Source organism: Riemerella anatipestifer (assembly GCF_009670965.2).
Taxonomy (GTDB): Bacteria; Bacteroidota; Bacteroidia; order Flavobacteriales; family Weeksellaceae; genus Riemerella; species Riemerella anatipestifer_B.
The window spans coordinates 706,831-731,078 of sequence record NZ_CP073239.1; the positions used below are offsets into that span (position 1 = coordinate 706,831).

Annotated in this window: 20 protein-coding genes; 11 read left to right on the forward strand and 9 right to left on the reverse strand. The window is 36.5% G+C overall.

What is annotated here, in order from left to right; all coding sequences use genetic code 11:
* The first annotated feature begins 67 nt into the window (after window positions 1–67).
* On the forward strand, window positions 68–646 hold the full coding sequence (locus D1J36_RS03295) for a Maf family protein (protein WP_154137780.1): 579 nt from the start codon (window positions 68–70) through the stop codon (window positions 644–646).
* Between the two features lie 64 nt (window positions 647–710).
* On the forward strand, window positions 711–3,173 hold the full coding sequence (locus D1J36_RS03300; protein ID WP_154137884.1) for a tetratricopeptide repeat protein: 2,463 nt from the start codon (window positions 711–713) through the stop codon (window positions 3,171–3,173).
* Window positions 3,174–3,181: 8 nt separating this feature from the next.
* Here D1J36_RS03300 and tsaB read toward each other — a convergent pair whose 3' ends face one another.
* The 6 genes from tsaB to D1J36_RS03330 form a co-directional block, all read right to left on the reverse strand.
* The gene (gene tsaB / locus D1J36_RS03305; protein WP_154137779.1) at window positions 3,182–3,856 is read right to left on the reverse strand and encodes a tRNA (adenosine(37)-N6)-threonylcarbamoyltransferase complex dimerization subunit type 1 TsaB; all 675 of its coding nucleotides are present in this window, start codon (window positions 3,854–3,856) and stop codon (window positions 3,182–3,184) included.
* 106 nt (window positions 3,857–3,962) lie between these two features.
* The gene (locus D1J36_RS03310) at window positions 3,963–5,120 is read right to left on the reverse strand and encodes a porin (protein WP_154137778.1); all 1,158 of its coding nucleotides are present in this window, start codon (window positions 5,118–5,120) and stop codon (window positions 3,963–3,965) included.
* A 66-nt stretch (window positions 5,121–5,186) separates the two neighbouring features.
* The gene (locus tag D1J36_RS03315; protein WP_154137777.1) at window positions 5,187–5,708 is read right to left on the reverse strand and encodes a DUF6973 domain-containing protein; all 522 of its coding nucleotides are present in this window, start codon (window positions 5,706–5,708) and stop codon (window positions 5,187–5,189) included.
* A 76-nt stretch (window positions 5,709–5,784) separates the two neighbouring features.
* On the reverse strand, window positions 5,785–6,636 hold the full coding sequence (gene accD, locus D1J36_RS03320; RefSeq protein WP_154137776.1) for an acetyl-CoA carboxylase, carboxyltransferase subunit beta: 852 nt from the start codon (window positions 6,634–6,636) through the stop codon (window positions 5,785–5,787).
* Between the two features lie 111 nt (window positions 6,637–6,747).
* The gene (gene fbaA, locus D1J36_RS03325) at window positions 6,748–7,818 is read right to left on the reverse strand and encodes a class II fructose-bisphosphate aldolase (RefSeq protein WP_064971212.1); all 1,071 of its coding nucleotides are present in this window, start codon (window positions 7,816–7,818) and stop codon (window positions 6,748–6,750) included.
* A 47-nt stretch (window positions 7,819–7,865) separates the two neighbouring features.
* Window positions 7,866–8,732 (reverse strand): NAD kinase, encoded by an 867-nt coding sequence (locus D1J36_RS03330; RefSeq protein WP_004917271.1) that lies wholly within the window; start codon window positions 8,730–8,732, stop codon window positions 7,866–7,868.
* A gap of 173 nt (window positions 8,733–8,905) precedes the next feature.
* Here D1J36_RS03330 and D1J36_RS03335 point away from each other — a divergent pair, with 173 nt between their 5' ends.
* The 4 genes from D1J36_RS03335 (at window position 8,906) to D1J36_RS03350 (ending at window position 17,124) form a co-directional block, all read left to right on the forward strand.
* Window positions 8,906–11,581, forward strand: coding sequence for a carboxypeptidase regulatory-like domain-containing protein (locus D1J36_RS03335; protein ID WP_154137775.1), 2,676 nt, complete (start codon window positions 8,906–8,908; stop codon window positions 11,579–11,581).
* Between the two features lie 663 nt (window positions 11,582–12,244).
* Complete coding sequence (locus D1J36_RS03340; protein ID WP_154137774.1) at window positions 12,245–12,907, forward strand: hypothetical protein; 663 nt, start codon at window positions 12,245–12,247, stop codon at window positions 12,905–12,907.
* Window positions 12,908–12,926: 19 nt separating this feature from the next.
* On the forward strand, window positions 12,927–16,271 hold the full coding sequence (locus D1J36_RS03345; RefSeq protein WP_289202850.1) for a hypothetical protein: 3,345 nt from the start codon (window positions 12,927–12,929) through the stop codon (window positions 16,269–16,271).
* A 133-nt stretch (window positions 16,272–16,404) separates the two neighbouring features.
* Window positions 16,405–17,124 (forward strand): DNA-binding domain-containing protein, encoded by a 720-nt coding sequence (locus tag D1J36_RS03350; protein ID WP_154137773.1) that lies wholly within the window; start codon window positions 16,405–16,407, stop codon window positions 17,122–17,124.
* Between the two features lie 82 nt (window positions 17,125–17,206).
* Here D1J36_RS03350 and D1J36_RS03355 read toward each other — a convergent pair whose 3' ends face one another.
* Entirely contained in the window at window positions 17,207–18,016 is an 810-nt protein-coding gene (locus tag D1J36_RS03355) for an alpha/beta hydrolase (RefSeq protein WP_154137772.1), read from the reverse strand.
* A 355-nt stretch (window positions 18,017–18,371) separates the two neighbouring features.
* On the opposite strand from D1J36_RS03355, the gene D1J36_RS03360 reads away from it, so the two are divergent.
* The 5 genes from D1J36_RS03360 to D1J36_RS03380 all read left to right on the forward strand — a co-directional run bounded on the left by D1J36_RS03360 (window position 18,372) and on the right by D1J36_RS03380 (window position 22,134).
* Complete coding sequence (locus D1J36_RS03360) at window positions 18,372–18,827, forward strand: hypothetical protein (RefSeq protein WP_154137771.1); 456 nt, start codon at window positions 18,372–18,374, stop codon at window positions 18,825–18,827.
* Between the two features lie 96 nt (window positions 18,828–18,923).
* Window positions 18,924–19,604, forward strand: a complete 681-nt coding sequence (locus D1J36_RS03365; protein ID WP_013446946.1) for a MotA/TolQ/ExbB proton channel family protein — start codon at window positions 18,924–18,926, stop codon at window positions 19,602–19,604.
* Between the two features lie 16 nt (window positions 19,605–19,620).
* On the forward strand, window positions 19,621–20,019 hold the full coding sequence (locus tag D1J36_RS03370; protein WP_154137770.1) for an ExbD/TolR family protein: 399 nt from the start codon (window positions 19,621–19,623) through the stop codon (window positions 20,017–20,019).
* A gap of 4 nt (window positions 20,020–20,023) precedes the next feature.
* Entirely contained in the window at window positions 20,024–20,884 is an 861-nt protein-coding gene (locus tag D1J36_RS03375) for a ferric siderophore ABC transporter substrate-binding protein (RefSeq protein WP_154137769.1), read from the forward strand.
* A 41-nt stretch (window positions 20,885–20,925) separates the two neighbouring features.
* A complete protein-coding gene (locus tag D1J36_RS03380) occupies window positions 20,926–22,134 on the forward strand; it encodes an NAD(P)/FAD-dependent oxidoreductase (RefSeq protein WP_154137768.1) in 1,209 nt (402 codons plus the stop codon).
* A 61-nt stretch (window positions 22,135–22,195) separates the two neighbouring features.
* Here D1J36_RS03380 and ccsA read toward each other — a convergent pair whose 3' ends face one another.
* Both ccsA and D1J36_RS03390 read right to left on the reverse strand, forming a co-directional pair.
* Window positions 22,196–22,990, reverse strand: coding sequence for a cytochrome c biogenesis protein CcsA (gene ccsA, locus D1J36_RS03385; protein WP_154137767.1), 795 nt, complete (start codon window positions 22,988–22,990; stop codon window positions 22,196–22,198).
* Between the two features lie 2 nt (window positions 22,991–22,992).
* The gene (locus tag D1J36_RS03390; protein WP_154137766.1) at window positions 22,993–24,219 is read right to left on the reverse strand and encodes a cytochrome c biogenesis protein ResB; all 1,227 of its coding nucleotides are present in this window, start codon (window positions 24,217–24,219) and stop codon (window positions 22,993–22,995) included.
* Window positions 24,220–24,248: the final 29 nt, after the last annotated feature.

Sequence of the window (24,248 nt, forward strand, 5' to 3'; positions counted from 1 at the left end):
AATTTTTATCATGTCTAATTTTATTTCTTAGAAATTTACTTATTATTGCGTACTACAAATCATATCTATGAAATTATATTTAGCATCACAATCTCCAAGAAGGAAAGAGCTTTTAAGCCAATTAGGTTTTGATTTTGATATTGTTTCTATAAATTGTGATGAAATCTATCCAAAAGATTTAGAAATAGACAAGGTAGCTGGTTACCTTTCGGAACTAAAAGCCAATGCATTTCGTCCTCTTTCCGAAGGAGAGGTTTTATTAACTGCAGACACTATTGTTACTTTTGATAATAAAGTTTTAGGGAAACCCAAAAATGAAGCCGAAGCACTAGAAATGCTCAAAAACCTTTCTGGTAATAGTCATGATGTTTATACTTCGGTTTGCATCAAAACTCCTACGAAGTCTTTAACTCTAACCGATAGAGCTACAGTATACTTTTCTCACCTGACCGATGAAGAAATTTCCTACTATATAGAAAACTATAAACCCTACGACAAAGCTGGAGCTTACGGCATACAAGAGTGGCTAGGTATGGCTAAAATAGAAAAGCTAGAAGGTAGTTTTTATACTATCATGGGGCTACCTACTCACTTGGTTTATCAACAATTAAGTGCTTTAAAACACTCTCCTTCTGTGAAAAAGTAGTATTTTTACACAAATTTTCTCAAAGCCTAACAATAAAAGAGGCTTTATGCAGTTAAAACATCAAATGAAAAAGTACAGCTATTTTTTAATTATATTGGCACTTGCCGTTGCATGTTCTCCTAGAAAGAATACTTTTGTTAATAGGAATTATCAAAACTTTTATGCCTATTACAACACCCTATTTAACAGTAAAGATGCTCTAGAAAATGAGCTAAATGCACGTAAAAACAAACATCAGGAGAATTTCTACCAACCTTACATTAAATTACTCACTTTTGATAATGACCACGAAGTAGAAAGTGAAAAAGGCACCTCAGACACACAAAACGCCCCATTTGCGGCAGGAGCTTCCTCTATATCTTATGGCTCCCCTAATAGTAAAAAAGGAATGTCTGTTCTTGAAATATCAGAAGCTAAAGCATTAAAAACTATAGAACAACATTCTATGCTTTTCGATGGGAAAGAAAAAAATAAAAGAATATTTGAGGCTCAACTTATGCTTGCAAAGGCAAGAATGTATCAAGAAAAGTACTTAGAAGCCTTAGACGCTCTTAACTATATTTTTTCTCACATGAAAGAGGACAAAAGATTGCCTCTCGCTAAAACATACGAAGCTAAAATTTTCTCTTTAATGAAGGACCATTACAAAGCCAATGAGATTTTTATGGCTTTAAAAGAGGAGAAACTAAGCAAAAGTAACAAGAAATTATTAAGTCTTTTCTATGCAGAAACTTTGCTTCAATCAGGGCAAAAAGAGGCTGCCGTAGAAGAGTTAGCCCAAGCCTATGCTCTAAATAAAAACAAAAACTTAAGAAGTCGTATCGCCTTTTTAAGAGGACAAATTTTATCTAAATTAGGACGCTACGAAGAAGCTAGAGAAAGCTTTGTAACTGCTTATCAAAAGGCTAATAATTTTGAATTTGAAGTAAAATCTCAAATAGAAATAGCCAAGACTTTCGACAATTCTAAAAAAGAAGACTACGAAAGTCTGAAAACTTATCTAGAAAAAATATCCAAAAAAGGAACTTACGCTTCTAGAAAAAACGAGTTCTACTACGCTTTAGGACTTATGGCAATGAAGGCAGGAAAAGAGGAAGAAGCCAATAAGTTCTTCCAAAAGTCGTTGAAAGAAAAAGTTTCCGATGGACAAATACGAGGGCTTACCTACTATGAAATCGGAAAGAAATATTTAGAAAAAGAGGATTATCTAAGTGCTGGCGTTTATTACGACAGTGCTGTTACCCAAATGACCTATGCTCCTCAAAGAGAAGAATTGAAAATACTTTCTACGGATATTAAAAAAATATCTAAAAACTATTACCTCATCAAAAAGAATGATAGCATCTTAGCTCTTACCAAAATGAATGAGCAACAGAGACTTGCTTACTTTAACCAACAAATAGAAAAACTAAAGGCTAAAGAAGCTAAAGAGGAAGCAGAAAAATTAAAAGCCTCTAAAGAAAAAGAGTTTAAAGTGGCTGATTTTGCTTTGGATAATACCTTTGGTAATAACACAAGAGGATTTGCTGATTTTGGTACTCCTACTAAAGGTTTTTACTTTGATAATCTTACAACCGTATCTAAAGGGCAAGCCAACTTTAAACAAATTTGGGGAGAAAGAGCTCTTGCTGATAATTGGCGTTATTCATCAAAAACCACTTCCATAGAAGACCTCAAAAACGAAGCTCTCGGTAAAACCGAGGTTAAAAATCCAAGAAGATTTGAACCTGAGTTTTATATAGAGAAAATTCCTACTAACGCCCAAGACATAGCTCAACTTAAGCAAGATAGAGATACCGCATCTCTAGGGTTAGGTATGATGTACGAAAATATTTTTTCTAATACCAAACTTGCCACTAAAACACTATTTGACTTAGTAAACGCTCAGCCAAAAGAAGATGTGAAACTTCAAGCGTTGTATCAAATATTTTCTATTAACTACGAGAAAAATCCGCAAGAGGCAGAAAAAGCCAAAAACATTATTATTAGTGAGTTCCCTTACACTCATTATGCAGAATTTGTGAAAAACCCTAAGCGTGGAGGTTTGGGTGTAGCTTCGTCGGAAGTAGAGAACATCTATAAACAAGCCTACCAACTCTACACAGAAGAAAAATATGAGGATAGCAAAGCTCTTATAGAAAAAACAATAGAAGCTTATCCTAAAGACGCTCTAGTACCAAAGTTATCTTTACTTAATGCATTTAACACAGGGAAAACAGTGGGTAAAGAAATCATGATTTTACAGTTGCAACAGATTTCCTTAAACTACGAAAAACTCCCCGAAGGCGAAAAAGCGAAACAAATGTTAGCTTATCTTAGTAGTGATTTAAAAACACCTATCACCGAACAAAGCAAGACAGCACAGCCGAGTGTAAATGTGGTAGTAACTGACGAAACGGCGAAAGACCATGAAGAGGAAGCTCCTAACCTCAATCTAGCCCCTTCTACCGTTCCACCACAAATTAATCTTAACGAACTTAGAAAACAAAAATTACAAAAAGAAAATATTAAAGTTAGTCCAAAATAGTAGGGAGTTTACTTTGCTTTTCGTTTTACACCTTGAAAATCTTTTAAATAAAAAGGTTCAAAGTAAGCAACATCTTCCCATTCTTTGTTCATAGCCTTATTTAAAGATTTCTTGATAAGGTATTCTGCCGAAGGGTAAACCTCTGCCTTATAAGAAGCATTGGGTAAGTTTAAAACTGTTTGTGCCTTGGTCGCCCCATCTCCAACGAAGAGAACTTTGTCGTCTTTATAATCTTCAAACGAAAACTCATCTAGGATTTTGGCTTCCGTTTCCGAAACTACTGCCCCTGTTTTGCCATCAAATACCGAAGTATAAACTTCCATTCTTCTAGCATCTACCATGGGGATTATAAAATCAAATCCTTGACCTATAAAAGGTTCTACCATTGTTTCTAAAGAGTTTACAGCAACCAACGGAATTTTAAGCCCGTAGCAAAACCCCTTAGCCGAAGCTGCCCCTATCCTTAGCCCCGTATAAGACCCAGGTCCCATACCTAATGAAACGGCTTCTATATCTTTTAGAGTTAGTTCTGCTCCTTCTAAAGCCCATTCCACGAAAGTATGCAAACTTTCACTTTGTTTATAATTTTCGGACACTTCTTCACATAAGCAAAGTAACTCTTCCTCTTTAGAGATAGCAACAGAGCAATTTTTAGATGATGTTTCAAGATGTAAAATAACCATCGACTATTTTTCCTACAAATATATGAAATGTCTTTGTGAGATATAAAAAAAGAGTTACTCTTTATTAAAAGCAACTCTTTTTTGTGTTATAAATATTATGATAAATTTACAATGCCTTTAAGAAGTACAGAACACCAACCGAAAACATATTTTGGCTTGTATTAGGCACGTAAGTTTTAACCATTTTATTATGCGTTATATTAGTATTGGAAAAATATCCAAAAAATTTAAAATCTTGGCTTGCAATAGGCTTGTACTCTAAACCTATCATATTAGTTTGATTCTGCCTTAAGCCATTGCCTAAACCATTTTCAGACCTATCATTTGCTCTTTCATAAATGCTTTTGCCTGTAATAATAAATTTTGGAGTTATCTTATAGTCTAATCTCAGTACAGCCGTTTGGAACTGAATATTTTTAGAGAAATAAGGCTCATAATCTGACACTATAGCGGCTCTATATTGGTTAATAACAGAAGAAGCAATATTAGTATAATCTACAGCCATATTGGTATGATGTAAGTCTAAGTAGACTTCTAGGTTATCCGTAACCAATTTATTCCCTAGTGCTACTTGGAAATTTCGCTCCCCTTTAGCAATTTGAGAAGTTGCTACCGAATAGAACGTTTTAAATGTTTTATTAAAAAAATCACCTCTCCAAGTTAAGTTAAATCCCATCGGAATTTTGGCTGCTACTAATCCATTGGTAATATAGTTTCTCTGCTCATGTAATGTTGAGAAGTTATGATTACTAGTATTAAAGGCTTGAACCCTTATACTATTGTTTTCATTTATCTGATAGGCTAGTTTAGCACCCATTGTAAATATATTCTGCTGATTACTAATATAATTAGAGTAAACGTACTCAAAGGTTGGGTTTTTCTCAAACTCCCAACTACCAAAATCATTAGCTTGCTTACCCAAAACTATATTCCACTTATTTGTTTTGCCAAATTTATAATCTATATAGGCAATATCTAAAGAGCTAGTTGCATTATCTAAACTCTGTTGAACTTGAGATCTATTCAATCTATACCTTACTCTGTATTTCAAATTTTCTACCACATTGCCTTGCATCTCAATTCTTGCCTCATTTAACTTAAGAGCATTTTGATTTTGATGAACATCTGTAAACTCTAATGCACTCCTAAAAAGAATATTAACTTCAGTATTCTTACTGAAGGTTTTTAGAATATTAGTAGAGTCTACCTGTCCAAATAAAAAGCTTGTTGGAAAGACTAGGAAGGATAAAAATTTTCTTTTCATTTTTATTTATCTAAAATTTTAATCACTACAAATATACCTCAGCTACAAAATTAATATTTATTATCTTTATGTATAACTTTTATCAATAACATAAACTAACCCATCACCAAAATCCTCTTCTAAACTAGTTATTAACCTTGCATTATTAGCCTTAACTTTCAGTTCTTCCACAAAAAAAGAAGTTTCAAAAAACTGACGATGAATTCCATCCAGCAAACTCATAAAATAATCTCTTCCCACTTTATTATTGTGCAAATCCATTGCTTTCTCTAGCGGTTCATTAGGAAAAAGTTCCTCGTGCATATCTGTAAAGGCTTCGCAAAACGCCAAAGCTTTTTGTGGAGAAGATATTTTACAACAATACATTAGCACCAAACAATTCCAAAAGGCGTGACGAAAGGCATTCCCTTTACCATTAGTACCTGCCGTAAGAGGATATTTTTTCTGAGCAATACGATACGCCTTTAAGCTCGCATAAACAGCCAAAACAAAAAACAACGGTTGCCTTATAAACAACCCTAAAACCTGTAATATTTTGGGGAAAGATAGTTGCCTAAAAGCACTTAAAAACAACAAAGGAGTTTTCATAATGTGTCAAATGTAAAAAATAAACCTCGTTAATTTCTAAAAGTTAACGAGGTTTATCAAAGTATAAACTCTAATTCTATTTATTCATTAGGAGATTCACGGTTTTAGAAACTAGTACTTTTGCTTCTTTCCTGTTTACTATGAAATCTACAAATCCCTTTTCCTTTAAAAACTCTGAAGTTTGGAATCCTTCTGGCAAATCTCTTCCTATAGTTTCTTTAATAACCCTAGGTCCAGCAAAGCCGATTAGAGCTCCTGGTTCAGCCATGATTACATCTGCCGTCATCGCAAACGAAGCTGTAATTCCACCAAAAGTAGGGTCGGTAAGATAAGCAATGTAAGGCAATCCTGCTTCCGAAAGATGCACCAGCTTAGCTTGTACCTTCGCCATTTGCATTAGAGAGTGAGCTGCTTCTTGCATTCTTGCACCTCCCGACTGGCAAATAAGCACATACGGAAGTTTGTTTTTAATAGCGTAATCTATCGCTCTAGTAATTTTTTCCCCCATTACAGAACCTAAAGACCCTCCAATAAAGGCAAAATCCATACAAGAAACCACCATCTCCGTGCCGTTTACTTTACCTACTGCATTTCGGATAGAATCGGTAAGTTTAGTCTTAGCTTTAGCTTCCTTAAGACGGTCAGTATAGGGTTTGGTATCTTTAAACTTAAGGATATCTATACTTTCTACCCTAGCGTCTAACTCCTTAAATTTACCCTCATCAAAAAGAATATCATAATACTCTTTACTTCCTATCCTTACATGGAAACCATCTTCTGGAGATACAAACTGATTGGCCTTAAGCTCATCATATTCTATAATTTTCCCTGTAGGTGTTTTGTGCCAAAGCCCTTTAGGAATGTCTTTTTTCTCCTCTGTAGAAGTAGTAATATTTTTAGCCTTTCTTCTGAACCAATCAAATGCCATAAGCGTTTTGTTTAAATTAAGTTTGATTTCATAACACCGTGTAGGAGTGTTTAATCATATCATTTACATTCCTACACGGTAAAATTGATGTTGCAAAAATACAAGATTTTTTTATTTCAATGTATTAACATTGTTTAAATCTTCAAATGCTTGTTCTAGACGGCTTCTGAAAGTTTCTTCTCCTTTTCTTAACCAAACTCTAGGGTCGTAGAATTTCTTGTTAGGAACATCGTCTCCCTCAGGGTTTCCTATTTGAGTTCTTAGATACTCTACTTTGTTTAACATATAATCTCTAATACCTTCGGTGTAAGCGAACTGAAGGTCAGTATCAATATTCATTTTGATAACACCATAGTCTATCGCTTCTCTTATTTCTTCTAAAGAAGACCCAGACCCTCCGTGGAATACGAAGTTAATTGGCTTTTCTACTGTACCGAATTTCTCTTGTACATATTTTTGTGAGTTCAATAAAATCTCTGGGGTTAATTTCACATTACCTGGCTTATACACACCGTGTACGTTACCAAATGCTGCCGCGATAGTGAATTTATCAGAAATTTGCTTTAAGATTTCGTAAGTATAAGCCACATCTTCTGGCTGAGTGTATAGCTTAGAGTTATCTACATCGGTATTATCTACACCATCTTCTTCTCCTCCTGTAACGCCTATTTCTACCTCTAGTGTCATATCCATTTTAGCCATTCTTTCGAAATACTTAGCTGATATTTCTAAGTTTTCCTCCAAGGTTTCTTCAGAAAGGTCTAACATATGAGAAGAGTAAAGCGACTTACCATTGGCTTTATAAAACGCCTCTCCTGCGTCTAATAGTCCATCTATCCAAGGTAATAATTTCTTAGCACAGTGGTCTGTATGAAGAATAACTGTAGCTCCGTAAGCCTCTGCCAAAGTATGGATATGTTTAGCACCTGCTACCGCTCCTAAGATAGCTGCTTTTTGTCCGTCATTACTAAGACCTTTACCTGCATTATACACCGCACCACCGTTAGAAAACTGAATGATTACGGGTGCATTAAGCTTAGCCGCTGTCTCCATAGTGGCGTTGATGTTACTAGAACCAATAACATTAACCGCTGGTAAAGCAAATTTATTTTCTTTAGCGTACTGAAAAATCTCGCTAACCATTGAACCTGTGGCAACTCCTGCCGGAAAAAGTTTACTCATAGTGTAATGTTTTTACTTTTAATTACTGATTTATTTTTAATTACTTTTTAATTTCGTTTATCTTTTCCCCACAATAGCTTTTGGCGAAGCGTTTCGTAGAAATTGATGCTTTTAGTCATCATTAGTGATACCTCAAAATTGGCTTTCTTCACTATAATTTCATCATCTATACCTACATTATAAAGCCTAGAATCTAAGGAAAATAAAAACTCTGGCACTCTACTTTCTACCGTGAGTTTTATTTCTACATCATCTTTAAGAATAATAGGTCGCACATTCAGGTTATGCGGAGCAATAGGTGTAAGCACAAAATTATCTGCTCTCGGTGAAATAATAGGTCCACCACAACTCAAATTATAAGCCGTAGAACCTGTAGGCGTAGAAACCACTAAACCATCTCCCCAAAATACAGTAAGAAACTCATCATTGATATGAGTATCTATCGTAATCATAGAGGTAGTTTCCTTCCTTGTGATACTCAAATCATTTAGAGCATAAGGGAAATCTATCACGGTATCTTTAGTAGAAACTTCTATCACAGACCTTCTGCTGATTAGCATTTCTCCTTTTAGGATTTTATCTATATTGAGGAAAATCTCCTCCTTTGAGAAACAAGCTAAAAATCCCAAACGACCTGTATTTACACCAATCACGGGAATTTCTAAGTCTTGTATAAAGATAAGGGCATTAAGAATGGTACCATCACCACCAAAACTGAAGAATAAATCTACTCCTGCATTCTTCAGACTTTCCTTATCATTAAAAGTTCTAAAGTTTTTAGAAAAAGCCAAATCTATTGATAAACCTTCGTGCAACACAGACTCTACCCCTCGCTTCTCTAACTCCGAAATAAACTTACTCAAATAAAGAAATGTATCTAAATCTTTCTTTTGGGAGTAAATGGCCGCTTTCATAGATGACTTTCTGAATTAAACTAAATTTGACCCTCCAAAAATACGATTATTTTTTTAATGATTCCTACAAAAAATAAGGCGTTTTCCTTGCGGTTTAAACTTTTTCTCTCATCTTTGTAACAAATCGTAGATGTAACGCTACTTATTACCCAACCACTTAAAACTATACACCAATGACAAGAATTTATTCATTAGTCTTATTCCTGTTTTTCAGTGCTGTACTTTGGGCTCAAATCAGCATCTCTGGGAAAATCACCAATACAGAAGGACAGCCCGTTCCTAGTGCCAGTGTTACCGTAGAAGAAATAGGAAAAAATGCCATTCTTACCTATGCTTTATCAGACAGCAAAGGGGCTTACAAAGTAACCATAAATTCCTCCACAGACAAGGTAAAGCTTACCGTAAAGGCGTTTAATCATCAAACCCAAGTCAAAGAAATTGCTAATAAAACCCAAACGCTTAATTTTAGTCTTTCTCCACAAGCTACGGAAATAAAGGAAGTAAAACTAAAGACGAGAATGATTACCAAAAAAGGCGACACTATTTCTTACGATTTAAAAGCCTTTGAAAGTAAAAACGACCGTACTCTAGCCGATGTTCTAAAGAAAATACCAGGTATAGAAGTTAATAAAGATGGTACTGTACTCTACCAAGGCGAAGCCATCAATAAGTTTTATGTAAATGGTAAAGACCTTATGGAAGGTGGCTACGGAACTATAAACAACGCTCTCCCAAAAGACGCTGTACAAAAGGTAGAAGTAATGGAAAACCATCAACCTGTAAAGATTCTACAAGATAAAATACCTTCGGAGAAAGCCGCCATCAACATCAAACTTAAAAATAAAGTTACCATGACTGGTAGAGGCGAGGTAGGCGTTGGGACTTCCCCTTTATTATGGAACACCAAACTTACACCTATGTTTTTTGGACAAAAGAACCAATGGGTAGTTAATTACAAAGCCAACAACACAGGCGAAAGTGTAGAAAAAGAAGGAAGAATACTCTCTTTCGGTAATCGTTGGGAAGGCGTAAGACGCAATGTAGACCAAGAAAGCTGGATTGGCGTAGAGACCGCTGCAATCCCTGATGTTCCTGAAAGACGCTACCTCTTTAACAATGTGCATTTCTTCTCCGCTAACCTACTTACCAACCCTTTCAAAAACAAAGAATGGGAGCTAAAGGCTAACGCCAGCTACACGAATAACGCCGTAGAAAGAGAAGATTTACAAGAGGTAACCTATGGCACCGAAACCTTTAGTGCTAGAAGGCTTAACCATTTCTACACCAATCAAGCGAAGGGAGAACTCATCTTCACTAAAAATGCCAGGAAAGGATTCTTTAAGAATGTAACGACTTGGAACAGCTTCTGGAGCGAAAGCAATGCCGATGTAAACAAAAAAGAAATCACAGGGAGTAGAGCCGCTATGCAAAATATCTATGCTCCTACCAACTCATTCCAAAACTCTTTAAGTTCTATTATTCCAGTCGGTGAAAAGTTGGTGAATGTGATGTCTTATATTAGTGTTAAAAATGATAGACAAACACTAGAATCTAGCCCTAGCAGCTACTCTCAAAAACTTTTCAATAGCCAAAATTATCAAAGGCTACAACAAAACCTAAACATCAAAAGTACCGAAATCAACCACAGTGCTTCCGTAGGATTTAGTGCAGGAAGATGGACTTTAACCCCAGAGGTAGGTTTAGACATCAATTTCAACCAAATGGAATCGGAGCTTTATGGCATCAATGGTAGTACGCTGTTCCCTTATAACATCAATTACCAAAACAATATGCAGTGGAACGAGCTAAGACCTTCCACCAAACTTTCGGCAAACTATAAAGGCGAACGCTTAAATATTTACCTTAATGCCCCTGTTAATTTCTATGGCATTTCCTACAAAGATTTCTTAAGAAATGGCAGAAATAGAGAGATTAACAAGACAGTGTTTGAGCCTAGTTTCTTTATGAACTACGATTTTGCTTCGTTTTGGAAGATTAGAGGGTACGGAAACCTTAACTATAGCTTTGGTGACTTTGGGTCTATCTACGAAGGAATTATGATGAACACGCCCGATTTCTTTGTAAACAGAGCGCCACAATCTAATGTAATGCCCGAAAATCTTTCCAAGAGCATCGGTTCTACATTAGAGTATAGAAACCCACTTAATAATTTGTTTTTCAACCTAAGATACAGCTATGGTACTCTTAAAAGAAATCTCATTACTTCTGTAACTAGAAATGCAGCCTCATTTATTTCCGAAGTCAAAGAGTTTGATAATACGGCGACCTCTCAATCACAAAGTGCAGAGATAGGAAAGTATTTCCCTAAGTTCAAATCTAACCTATCTTTCAACTTTAGAAATAGTGATTCCGAGAGTATTTCTATGCTCAACAGCAACCTCATCTATAACAAGAATAACAGCCAATCTTTAGGTGCTAAGTTTAACAATACCTTCTTCTCTTGGCTTAGTGTAGATTACAACATCTCTATGGGCTGGAACAAAAACCAAAATGCACAGACCAATACCACTTATAAGTTCTCTAACTGGTCGCATAATTTAGCTGCCTATATCTACCCTCTGGACAACCACACCATAGGTCTAGTTTGGGACGACAACACCTATAAAACATTGGGCGAAAGTGCCTTTAGAAACAGTTTCTATGACCTCTCTTACCAATATACTTGGGCTAAAAAGAAGATAGATTTTGAGCTAAAATGGCTTAACATTACCAACAACAAATTCTATGAAACAGTTACCATAAGTACCCAAGATAACAGTATCCGTAGAAGTTTAGTTTATATAAGACCTAGCCAAGTGATGTTTACCATAAAGTTTAATTTTAAATAAACATTTATACCATCTTAAACAAAGAATACTACCCTACTTTTGGGGTAGTATTTTTTTTATTTTTAACATAAAACATATCCAAAAACTTGCACACTTCCGCAAAAGGTTATAAGTTTGCTTCAGTTTTATGACACACGATACCAATTACATACAAACAAGTATAAAAAAGTACCCGAATTATTTGGCTATCTCAAATAATTTCGTAAACACACACACACACACACACACACACACACACACACACACAAATAGTTTCGTGGGTATGCGTCGTATTATCTAGAAAATCACTTCAACTTTTATCGTTAATTATAAATACAATTCCACCAACTTTCGTTGGGGGCTTTTGGCGTTTACACCATTCTAAATTTAGCTTTCATAAATATAGGCTAAAAGCACCATTGTTTTGTCTCATAACATGGTCGTTTTTGTTAGGTGCTTTTAGCATACAGGGGGGATGTCCTATTCTCTCTGTTTTAGCCTTCCCTCTCGTTTTGTGTGTGTTTAGAGGGGGGAGGCATTTTTTAAGGTTAGAGGTTAGATTTCAGAATTTAGAACTTAGTATAGCCTCATCCCCCCCTTAAACCGAACCTCTAACATCTAAAATCCAATATCTAACCTCTATAATCTTAAACAATTAAATATCAACTTTTAAAATTAAATGTTATGAACAAAAGTATGACCAAATTAAGTATTTTATCCTTTTTAGGATTAGGATTAGTAACTTATGCACAGAAGTATGACGGCAAAGTAGGGATTAATAACACTACTCCTCATGCGACTTTAGAAATCACAAGCAAATCAGCTAATGGAAGTATGACGCTAGAAGGGATTATTATTCCCAATGTAAGTAAGAATAAAGCCCTCCAAATGACTTTAAATACAGACCCAAACCCTAAGATTAAAGAATCAACTTTAATCTATGTGGATGATTTAAGCGACTACAAAGGAACAGATGAAAAGGTGGAAAGTATTGTAGTAAAAGGATACTATTTCTGGGACGGAAAAAAATGGGCAAGCCCAGGAGGAGGAACTTTTGTAAGAAACATCCGTAGAGATAACAGAGCCGTGATAACCGTAGATACCGATGAATTAGGGGAACCTGTAAAAACTCCAGATTATTTTGTGCATCTTACTGGTAATCCCACTCAGTTAAACTTACCACCTGCTAATACAAGTGTAGGAAGGACCTTATGTTTCTATAATCCGAGTTGGAATCTCATTACTATTAACCCTCAACCCATAGGTCAAATGCAAAGTCTAGATGCTGGTATGACTTCTTGTTATATCTCGGACGGAACCATATGGATAAACTCTACAGGTTACTAACAATAAAATACAATTAATTATGAGAAAAAAGATTATTCTTGCAGGGACAATGGTGATAAGTAGCCTTAGCTTTGCTCAAATTAAAACGAATGGTAATGTTTCAGCTAATACCATTCCCTCACAAACTCCATTTTTAGATGCTTCTTCTTCTATTTCGTGGAATAATTCTGTTAATATAGGTAAAGGTTTGGTATTTCCAAGAACCGACCTTACTAAGTTATCTAACTTAGTGGCTACCCCTAATGGGATAGGAGTATCTTACCCTCACCGTTTAGATGGAATGGTAGTATATAATATAGCAACTGGAAAATCTGCAATAGGAAATATAGATGTAGTCCCAGGTTTCTACTATTATGAAAACAAAAGTACTACGCTTAATGGCGGTACTTGGAAATCCTTAGGCAGTGCTACTACCCTAGCAGGAGCAGACGGTAAAAGTGTGCTTAATGGTACTGCAGAGCCATTATCTACTACAGGTACAGTAGGAGATTTCTACATCAATACAGCTACCAACCAAATTTTTGGACCTAAAACTGCTAGTGGTTGGGGGGCAGGAACTTCTCTTGTTGGGCTACAAGGTCCTAGAGGATTAACGGGTGCCACTGGACCTGCTGGTGCCATTGGACCTAAAGGAGATAAAGGGGATACTGGAGCTACTGGACCCGCTGGACCACAAGGTCCTAGAGGATTAACAGGTGCCACTGGTCCTGCCGGTGCCGTTGGACCTAAAGGAGACAAAGGGGATACTGGAGCTACTGGACCCGCTGGACCACAAGGTCCTAGAGGATTAACAGGTGCCACTGGTCCTGCTGGTGCCGTTGGACCTAAAGGAGACAAAGGGGATACTGGAGCTACTGGACCCGCTGGACCACAAGGTCCTAGAGGATTAACAGGTGCCACTGGTCCTGCTGGTGCCGTTGGACCTAAAGGAGACAAAGGGGATACTGGAGCTACTGGACCCGCTGGACCACAAGGTCCTAGAGGATTAACAGGTGCCACTGGTCCTAAAGGAGATACAGGGGTTGTAGGCGGTGTAAACGGTATTACTTATAACTCTAACACTAAGACGGTAGGTTTGCCTGCAGGAACCTCTACAAATCAAGTATTAAAGTGGAATGGTAAAGCTTGGACAGCGCAAACAGATGCAAATACTACTTATGCAAGCTCTACTACCAACACCATTGTTGGAAACCAAATACAAAGAGCAGCTTTAACGGGTGATGTTACAGCTGGAGCCAACAGTAATACTACTACAATAGCCCCTAATGCAGTAACCTCAGCTAAGATAGCCGATGGTACTATTACAGGAGCAGATATTGCGAATGGAACTATTACAGCTAATAAATTAGCACCAGGGGTAATACCAGCGAACACCAATATATACACTAATGATGGGACCTTGTCTGCTAATAGAACTGTAACAATGAATGGGAAAACTCTTAATTTTACAGGAGGTTTATCCACATTTGAAGCTAATTCTTATTATCCTTTAACAATTAATTCTACTAATAGATTAGGTGGTGGTTTACGAATAATGCCTAATGGAGATAATACAAAGAGAGTTGAGTTAAGTGTGAAAGAAAATGGGAATTTTAGAATTTGGGCAGAAGCAGATCGTTTATCAGTGGACAGAACTACGGGAAATGTAGGTATTGGTACTGGTACTCCAGCGGCGAAGTTAGATGTTAATGGAACTCTTCGTATTTCCAATAGTTCTTGGACGAGCAATCAGACTTCTACATTAGAGTTTAGTAATGGTTCTTATAAATCAGGTGCAACTTCACAAATTATAGATCAAATGAATGGTGCTGGAGATGGCGGAGCCAATTTACTATTCTCAACTCAAAGCCCTACACCAGGTACTAATCCAAATTTAACAGAGCCTACAGAGAAGATGAGAATTACAGCAGATGGTAATGTAGGTATTGGTACAGCTTCTCCATCAGAAAAACTACATGCAGTAGGAGGTATTAGGTCTACTGGCTCAACGAATATAGGAGGTTACATAGATTTAGAAAACACCTTGAAAACAGGAGAAACCGAAGGCGCGAGATGGAGAATTTATAATATGACAGATAAACAAACAGGATCTGTATATACTCCAGGCTTACACTTTTGGAATTATTCTCAGTCAAAAACACAGCCAAACTTAGGTTCTAAAATGATACTTTCCGATGAAGGTAATTTAGGGATAGGCTTACCTTCAAGAGAAGCTCCATCTGCAAAATTAGATGTAAATGGTACCACTAGGCTAAGAAATCTACCCAATGGAGATCCTGCAACAGATAAAGTCCTATTAGCAGATGCAAGTGGTAATATCAAACAAGTTGCTTCAACTAATTTTAAAGGACCTAAAGGTGATACTGGTGCTACAGGGGCTACTGGTGCAAGAGGTCCACAGGGACTGCAAGGACCTAAAGGAGACACAGGGGTTGTAGGCGGTGTAAACGGTATTACTTATAACTCTAATACTAAGACGGTAGGTTTGCCTACGGGAACCTCCACAAATCAAGTATTAAAGTGGAATGGTAAAGCTTGGACAGCGCAAACAGATGCAAATACTACTTATGCAAGCTCTACTACCAACACCATTGTTGGAAACCAAATACAAAGAGCAGCTTTAACGGGTGATGTTACAGCTAGAGCCAATAGCAATACTACCACAATAGCCCCTAATGCTGTAACCTCAGCTAAGATAGCCGATGGTACTATTACAGGAGCAGATATTGCGAATGGAACTATTACAGCTAATAAATTAGCACCAGGGGTGATACCTGCAAATACCAATATATACACTAACAATGGTACTTTGTCTGCTAATAGAACAGTAACAATGAATGGGAAAAGTTTAACCTTTAGTGGTAGCAACACTCAAATAAAAGTACCTAATATGCAAGAACGACCAGCAAATGAAAAAGTCTCTGGCGTGGTAATGGCTTCAGACGGTACCCTAAAAAAAGACACTGACTGGTGGAGGTTAGGAGATGGCGAGCCAGACATAGATCGAATTAATTACAAATCCATAGTTTATTTGGATACGGGCATTATGAGAGACAAATTTAATGACACATCATGGCGTTATGATGGTATTGTGTATGATACTGATATGAAAGCGAGGTTTGCTAGGGTACATTTTAGTAGTTTAGCCGATAAAAAAAATTATCTAAAGAAAGTATATGAAAGTATGCTTGATTTTGCTTCGGATGCAGAAGGTGTGGTTTTGCAATACAGCAGTACCTGTATGGAATCTAACCCAGGAAGTGTCCCTTCAGGAGGATATGGAGTAACAATGACTAAAGGGTCAAATGGGGTAAGATTTGGGTGCTATATTCCTGTAACAACTATTATCGCCATCAAATACTAATCTCCAAAAAAAGAAAACAAGCAACTAGACTTTTGGAAATAACGAACAAAAGTAAGTAAATCCTGCAAAGGTTTGCATATAAATACTTTACAGGCTTTTTATAAAAATATTTAACTTAAAAAAAGTATATATTATGAATACACTAAAAGCGTGGTTGCGTCCCAACCTATTGACTAAAGATGACCCTAGCGATTTTGTAGCGGTGCCACTTCTAGGCGGTAGCCTTGGCATTACAGAAATTATAGAAGCCCTCAAAAAAGAGGGTATGGAGATACAAACTGAAACCGCAGTAGATATTATCACCCGTTTTAACCGTAAAGCCTCAGAATTAGTGTTGAACGGTTACAATGTCAATACAGGACTGGTGTATATGCGTCCTGCCATTAAGGGTGTATTTTACGACAAGACTTGGGATAAAGAGAAGCACTCCGTTTATGTCAATGTAAACCAAGGTCTAGACCTTAGAAAGGCAGTAGCAGACACTAAAGTAGAAATCCTCGGTGAGCAATCCAGCCCAATGAGTGTGTTTAGCATCACTGATAAAGCCACAGGCAAGGCAGACGGCACACTTACCAAAGGTAAGAATGCCGAAATCAAAGGTACTTACATTAAAATAGATGGCGATAACCCTAAGAACGGTATCGTCTTCAAAAACCTAGACACTCAAAACGAGGTGAAGTTGGCTAAAGACAATATCGTGCTTAACGAGCCGTCAAGGGTGCTTATTCTTGTGCCTGCAGATTTAGAAACAGGAAATTATGAACTCAGCATCACCACGCAAAGAAGTAGTGGCAACGCCCTACTCAAAGACCCTAGAACCGAGATTTTAGCAACACCTGTGGTGATAGGATAATGGTTTTAATAACATCAATAAAGCCCACCACTCCTCTTTTAGTATCAAAGGAATGGTGGGCTAATTTATTTCAAGGAAACATTTACTTCTGATTTTTGTTTAACATTTTGTTTAGCTTTCCTATAATATTTTGCTCTTCTAGCTTCATACCTTGCATATGTTCTCCCTTTATTTCCATAAATTCTTTAGGCTCATTAGCATTATTAAAAACCACTTTAGCTTGTTCAAAAGGAACCTCTTTGTCTTCTGTACTATGAATTACAAGTACAGAAACCTTATTAATATTTTTTATATCTTCTTTAGAAGAATAAACGTTTACAAAACTACGCTCTAAAAAATCTTTGTACTGAGGTGCATAAGCTCCTGCAATATCACCGAAAGAAGACATACCTCCCTCAAGAATTAATCCTGTAATTTTTTTTGAATTCTCTCTTGTAATATGGGTAGCAATTTGAGTCCCAATAGATAATCCATAAACTAGAATAGGTGTTTTTTTAACTTCCTTCATTTTTAAATACTTTTCAAAGACTACTTTACCATCTTCTGCAATATTTTTATGAGTAGGAGTTCCTGTAGATTTACCGTAACCTCTAAAATCTACCATTACCACTTGAAAATTCGCCTTAACAAACTTTAAAGCGATAGGATAATAATAAGAGATATTTCCTCCCGCTCCATGAAAGAGAAAAATGGTTGCCTTTGGAGACTGCTCTGTTTTGAGCAAGACAGTGTTAATTGTATCTTTATCCACTACAATATTAAGCTCCGAAGTTTTTGTCCATTCGTTCGCACGAAGGTCTTTACGAGGAAAATAAAATTTATCTTCCATCTGAGCATTTACGAAAATGATTTTGGCAACGAGTAAAATCAATAATAAAAATTTTGTTTTCATACCTTTTCTTTTTTATGCAAATATGAATTGGTTTATCAAATATTAAAATTTTAATTACCCGAACTGTAATTTTCAGATGCTAAATCGTAATTAAAATATGCTCATTAGAAGGTAGAGCTACTAATGTCAGCACACCCGACACGGTAATGTCTATCATTCCGATATTAACAAGTCGTACCATACGACATGATAAAGTAGTCTATCCTTATATAAAACATCGTAATACACATCAATAGCCAACCTAGATATAAGGCATGATACTTATCAATCAGTTTTTTAATTGCTTTAGCTTTATTTTCTCTAAAAAAAATTATCTTTGCTAAAACAAAAAAACAGATTTAATTTTCATATCAAAATGAAAGGGATTTTAAAAATCTATCACCCAGAAGAAACACTGAAATATCACTTCAGTAAAACCTATTGCAAATCGGTTCTTAGTAACGATAAAATCTTATTAGAGGTAGAACTCATCACCAGCGAGGACATGGATCATGTAGAAGACGACTCTTTACAGTACCGTTTTCCTCAACTGGCACTTAATATTTCGGACTTCCCCATCGCATCAAAGGCTTTAGAAGGACAAACATTCAACATCAATAATGAAGAAGAACTCTACGCCGAAATCAATTTATACGACGATGATGAAGCAGAGCTTTTAGACAATCAACTTTCGTTTAGCCTTAATGACGAAGGGGTTTTACAACTTATATGGGAAGGCGAAGTTTCAGATTTTTACACTAATTCTGATGAACCGCTTTCCTTTAAACTAAAATGCCACTTTAAGGAGGACTCTATAGAGATAGAGGATTAACAAAAGTAATTCATAACATCACAAACAAGTTGAGAAATTAGCCTAAGTAATATCTCAGGGCTTTTTTCGTTAGTATAACATAAATTTATTTTAAAAATGAACGACAGCATACAAATGGTATCTCAAACCACAAATACAGAAAAGCAAGTCTTTTCTCTATGGGAAATATTATTCGGAGGTGGCATCATCTCTAATGTGATTATGATAGCTATATTCCTACTAGGGATACTCGCTCTGTATATCTTTCTAGAACGCTACTTTTTTATTCGTAGAGCGGCTAAGACCGACCCTAACTTCCTTAATAATATTAAAGATTTCGTCTATGAAGGTAAAATAGACACAGCCATAGATTTGTGCAAGACCTCTAACACCCCTGAAGCTAGAATGATAGAGAAAGGGCTTAGCAGAATAGGTCGCCCCATAAGTGATATTAGCAATGCGATGCAAAGCCAAGGTAACCTAGAAGTGTCTAAGCTTGAGAAAAACCTCAACTTATTAGCTTCTGCTTCTGGTGCTGCTCCTATGTTAGGCTTTTTGGGTACGGTAATCGGTATGATTATGGCGTTTTTTGAAATCTCTAATGTAACAGGAGCTGTAAGCCCTAAACTTTTAGCATCAGGTATTTATACCGCTATGGCAACCACTGCCGCAGGGCTTTTTGTGGGTATTCCAGCTTATTTCTTCTACAATATTCTCGTAACTAAAGTAGACCGTTTAGTGCTTAAAATACAAATTCATGCAGGGGAATTCCTAGATGCTATCAATAAGCCATTATAAACTAAAAATTTAATTTATGGAATTAAAACGCAGAAATAGAGCAAGTGCGGAGTTTAGTATGGCTTCTATGACGGATATTATTTTCCTCTTGCTGATATTTTTTATGATAACCTCCTCTGCTATTAGCCAAAGTGCTATCGAAGTGAAGTTACCACAAGCAGCAGAAGGCTCTCCTGCAGTACAAGACCCTGTTTCGGTTACCATTTCCCCAGAAGGCGACTACTTCATAAACGATAAAGCAGTAAATAAGGAAGCTCTAGAAACTACCCTTAATGCCTTATTGAAAAACGAAACCAAACCGTCTTTTACAATAAGAGCCGATGAAAATACGAGGCACAAAGATGTCGTTTTCGTAATGGAAATCGCCGAAAGAAACCGCTACAATATTGCTATTGCAACCGTACAAGAAAAGTAAACTTATGAGTCAAACCATGAATACATCTGAGAGAAAAGACCAAGTCAAAAGTGCCATCATCACATTTTTGATTAGCCTTTTGGTATTCTTAGCTTTGTATTTTTATTCGTTTACTAGAGAACTGCCAAAGGAGGAAGTCGTAAGCACAATGCTCATCAATTTTGGAGACCAAAACGAGGGTAACCTTCCTGAAGAACCCCAAAACCAAGAGGGTAGTCTATCCGCCACCGAGACTCCAACACCAATACAAGAAATACAACCTACACCTGTAGAACCTCAACCAAAAAAAGAAGTGGTTAAGGAGAAAATCATCACGGGGCAAAATACCAAAACAAGTGCTGAAAAGGTGGAAAAAGCAACTCCCAAACCTACAAAAGAAAGCACAACAAACACCCAAAAGAAAGAAACCACGATACCTAAAAAAAGCAGTACCACTGCACAAAATAAAACCGCGACCAACCAAGGTGATGGCAGAGGTAACGAGGCTATTGGCAACCTCATCAGAGGACGAGGTACCAACAAAGGAGCTCAAGGAAGTTCCCAAAATACTTCTGGAAACGCAGGAGACCCACTAGGTGGCGACAGCAATGGCGATAGTAAAATCGGCATAGACCGAAAGTTAATCGGTTTTATACCTGGAACTATGGGGCGTGGTGGTTCACAGCCGTCTCACCAGTGTTCTGCCTCAGGCACCATTAGCATCTCTTATGTGGTAGATAAAGCGGGCAATGTAATTTCGGCTAGACGAAGTGGGGGTATTACAGACCCTTGCGTTGTAAACACAACCATAGAGTGGGTAAAGAAATATGTGAAAGCCGAGAGAGCTAACACTTCTTCTACTGGCACTTACAAAATCACTTTCTAAAGCCTAATCAAAAGGGATTTTAGGATATAAGGAAATTCAAGATGAATAAACCCAATATAGTTATTATAGGAGGTGGAGCTTCGGGATTTTTTTCTGCAGCTAATATAGACACCTCAAAATACGATGTCTGCATACTAGAACAAAATGCAGAGGTTTTACAGAAAGTAAAAATATCAGGAGGCGGACGCTGTAATGTTACCCACGCTTGTTTTGATGCTAGAGATTTAGTTCAGTTTTACCCAAGAGGTCATAAGGAACTTAGAAGTGTTTTTAGTAAATTTCAACCTGGTGATACTATGGCTTGGTTTTCAGAACGAGGTATTTCGTTGAAGATTGAAAACGATAATAGAATCTTCCCAGAATCTAACCGCTCCCAAACTATTATCGATTGCCTACTTTCCTCTGTGAAAGAGAAAAATATTGAAATCCATACCAAAACTACAGTAAAATCTATCTCTAAGCAAGACCATCAATATCTTATTACTACTAATGGAGAATCTTTCTTAGCAGATATTGTGATTTTCTGCACAGGTAGCTCTCCTAAAGCATTAAGGCTAATGGAAAGCTTAGGACATACTATTGTAAAGCCCGTCCCTTCTTTATTTACCTTTAATATCAAAGACGACTTACTAGAAGGACTTTCAGGCACTAGCTTCCCATCGGCAGAAGTGAGAATACCAGAACTAAAATCCAAAGAAGCAGGCGCTTTACTTATTACCCATTGGGGACTTAGTGGACCTGCCATTTTAAAATTATCCGCTTGGGAAGCTAGAAGATTAAATGACTTAAACTATAACTTTAGTATTGAAGTTAATTTCGTTGGAATTCTACCTAACGATGCCGAAACTCTCATCCAAGAATTTAAACAAAACCACCCAAAGAAAACATTAAGCCAAGGAAAACCTTTTGATATTACCAACCGTTTTTGGCAAAGCGTTTTAGCTATTTCTCGTATCAACTCTGAAAAACAATGGGCTCACCTCTCTGCAAAAGAAATACAAACTATCATAGAAAATCTCTGTAAAAAGAAGCTTTCCGTAACAGGCAAATCTACATTTAAAGAAGAATTTGTAACCGCTGGAGGTGTTTATCTAAAAGAAATTGATTTTAAAAATATGAAATCTAAAATACTTCCTAATTTCTATATTGCAGGGGAAGTTTTAGATATAGATGCCGTTACTGGAGGATTCAACTTTCAGGCTTGTTGGAGCGAAGCATGGCTCATCGCACAAGACCTTAATTCAATATAAAACTAAAAGAACCGAGATGTATATTTTCTCGGTTCTTTTATTATCATTCTGTTCAAAAATTTTATCCTGTATAAGTATGTACACTATTCTGTGCAGTTGGCAGGTAATTAACTCCAAACCAACATACCAACAATAACAAGAATGCCACTATGATGATATAAAACGGCATTGTGCCTTCTTCATTTTTAAACTTAAATCTGTAGTGAATATACACCAAGTATCCTAACCAACTTATAAATGCCCAAGTTTCTTTAGGGTCCCAAGTCCAATAATGTCCCCATGCTTCCTTTGCCCATAATGCTCCAAACAGAAGTCCTAATGTTAAAAAGCTATAACCTACATTTACCAACTGGTTCATCAGCTGTACCGTCTCCCCTACTTGCTCTTTTTTGTAGTAACGGTAAAGCCCAAAAACAGCCACTAATGTTGCCATACCAAACATTGCATAAGCAAATATATACACCACCACATGCGGAATAAACCAAACGCTATGTAAAGCAGGCATCAAAGTTTTATTGATGGTATCAGGGTTAAAATAGGTAATCAGAGTAAAAACTCCTGCCATGACGATAGCATAGTGCAAAATCCATTTTTGTTTGTATAAAAAATACAATACCCAGCCTATTACCGAGATAAAAAAGGCATACCAAATTCTAGTTTCTGCCAAAGTACGCAAAGGCGGTCTCTCTAGGGTCATCCATAAATTGGAAATAAAATATCCTAAAACGATAATCCCCACCAAGTGAAGTCCTAATGCTAAATTAACCAATGGTTTCTTTTTGAAAAATAACAAAACCCCTGAGGTTACCCACAATATCAATAAAGAAAATACAATATAACTAAATACACTCCACATAACTACTTACGATTTTGAAATAAAAAACTAATAGTACCCAACATAAGTATAAAAATACCTATATACACCAACGGTAACCATGGGTCTAGCACCAATTCTAACACACTAATATCTGACCATCGCCCTAAGTTTTCGTTATAGCTCACTTGATAGATTTTCCAACCATTAACTTCTAGCGGCTGATTAACCAATATTTTACCTTCCTCTACTTTTGAGCTTTCTTTTTGGTAAATTAAAACATCGGATTGATATTTTTTAGACTCTGGTGGCGACATTACCAAAGTCCTATTTTCGCTTAATTTAATAGCTTTGGGTGGAAACATAAAGTTTCCACAAGAAATCCACTCTTCTTTTTGCTCCTGTGTTTTTTTATTTTTTACAATAACTTTAGCCGCATTAGTTGCTCCCCACATTGGGTTTTTAGCGTAAGTGTTCTCTCTAACAATAACTGCATTTTGTATGTATTCTACCAGTTTCACCTCCCAATCTTCAAAAGTGTGTTTTGCCCCTACTTTTTCTAACATAAAGCCGTCTGGTTTAGACTTTGGTAAAGTTTCCCCCTTTTCATCTATAAGGAATAGCTTGTTAGGATAAATCTCCATCTCAAACTTCTTGAGTTCAAGTGCTAGTGGTAGCTCTACCACATGTCCATTCTCATCTACTGCTCTCCATTCGGGACGACCATCTTGCAGAGTCATTTTAAGTTTCGTAAGGTCTCCCTGACCTAAAACTCCAGCAAATAAAGCTAACCATAACCCAAAATGATTGAGTAAAAAAGTAATGTTTTTCGCTTGAAAAACCAAGGCTCTCTTGAGAATACTCAACCACAAATTGATCAATAGAATAAAGAAAATCAAGGCAAAATACCATGTAGTCGTAATCTGATTAACCCCCAACTTGTTAAGTGTATTATAATAAGTAGATTCTGGAGCCACATTAAATACGCCCAAACCTATACTCAAAAAGCCTAAAACAATGGTAGTTACAATAGCAAACGGTGAGCTATCTAGCAAACTAATGATTTTCTTCTGCTTGAAGAAATAAAAAATAAGCGTCCATACCAATACAAAGCCTACCCCAGCCCCTATATTATACGGAAACGAAACATACTGCTTAGGAATATTTCCTAAAAAATACTGGAGAAGAACTCCCAGCACCAACAACCCTAAATTGATAATTAAGGCATCTCTAAACTGAGTTCTACTAGTTAATGTATTTTCAAATTTCATATCAATTCTATCTATTTCATAAACATAAA

Excerpts from the sequence above, each read along its gene's own strand:
- D1J36_RS03295 (WP_154137780.1), top strand. The coding sequence starts at position 68 with ATGAAATTATATTTAGCATCACAATCTCCAAGAAGGAAAGAGCTTTTA.
- D1J36_RS03300 (WP_154137884.1), top strand. The coding sequence starts at position 711 with ATGAAAAAGTACAGCTATTTTTTAATTATATTGGCACTTGCCGTTGCA.
- tsaB (WP_154137779.1), bottom strand. The coding sequence starts at position 3,856 with ATGGTTATTTTACATCTTGAAACATCATCTAAAAATTGCTCTGTTGCT.
- D1J36_RS03310 (WP_154137778.1), bottom strand. The coding sequence starts at position 5,120 with ATGAAAAGAAAATTTTTATCCTTCCTAGTCTTTCCAACAAGCTTTTTA.
- D1J36_RS03315 (WP_154137777.1), bottom strand. The coding sequence starts at position 5,708 with ATGAAAACTCCTTTGTTGTTTTTAAGTGCTTTTAGGCAACTATCTTTC.
- accD (WP_154137776.1), bottom strand. The coding sequence starts at position 6,636 with ATGGCATTTGATTGGTTCAGAAGAAAGGCTAAAAATATTACTACTTCT.
- fbaA (WP_064971212.1), bottom strand. The coding sequence starts at position 7,818 with ATGAGTAAACTTTTTCCGGCAGGAGTTGCCACAGGTTCAATGGTTAGC.
- D1J36_RS03330 (WP_004917271.1), bottom strand. The coding sequence starts at position 8,732 with ATGAAAGCGGCCATTTACTCCCAAAAGAAAGATTTAGATACATTTCTT.
- D1J36_RS03335 (WP_154137775.1), top strand. The coding sequence starts at position 8,906 with ATGACAAGAATTTATTCATTAGTCTTATTCCTGTTTTTCAGTGCTGTA.
- D1J36_RS03340 (WP_154137774.1), top strand. The coding sequence starts at position 12,245 with ATGAACAAAAGTATGACCAAATTAAGTATTTTATCCTTTTTAGGATTA.
- D1J36_RS03345 (WP_289202850.1), top strand. The coding sequence starts at position 12,927 with ATGAGAAAAAAGATTATTCTTGCAGGGACAATGGTGATAAGTAGCCTT.
- D1J36_RS03350 (WP_154137773.1), top strand. The coding sequence starts at position 16,405 with ATGAATACACTAAAAGCGTGGTTGCGTCCCAACCTATTGACTAAAGAT.
- D1J36_RS03355 (WP_154137772.1), bottom strand. The coding sequence starts at position 18,016 with ATGAAAACAAAATTTTTATTATTGATTTTACTCGTTGCCAAAATCATT.
- D1J36_RS03360 (WP_154137771.1), top strand. The coding sequence starts at position 18,372 with ATGAAAGGGATTTTAAAAATCTATCACCCAGAAGAAACACTGAAATAT.
- D1J36_RS03365 (WP_013446946.1), top strand. The coding sequence starts at position 18,924 with ATGAACGACAGCATACAAATGGTATCTCAAACCACAAATACAGAAAAG.
- D1J36_RS03370 (WP_154137770.1), top strand. The coding sequence starts at position 19,621 with ATGGAATTAAAACGCAGAAATAGAGCAAGTGCGGAGTTTAGTATGGCT.
- D1J36_RS03375 (WP_154137769.1), top strand. The coding sequence starts at position 20,024 with ATGAGTCAAACCATGAATACATCTGAGAGAAAAGACCAAGTCAAAAGT.
- D1J36_RS03380 (WP_154137768.1), top strand. The coding sequence starts at position 20,926 with ATGAATAAACCCAATATAGTTATTATAGGAGGTGGAGCTTCGGGATTT.
- ccsA (WP_154137767.1), bottom strand. The coding sequence starts at position 22,990 with ATGTGGAGTGTATTTAGTTATATTGTATTTTCTTTATTGATATTGTGG.
- D1J36_RS03390 (WP_154137766.1), bottom strand. The coding sequence starts at position 24,219 with ATGAAATTTGAAAATACATTAACTAGTAGAACTCAGTTTAGAGATGCC.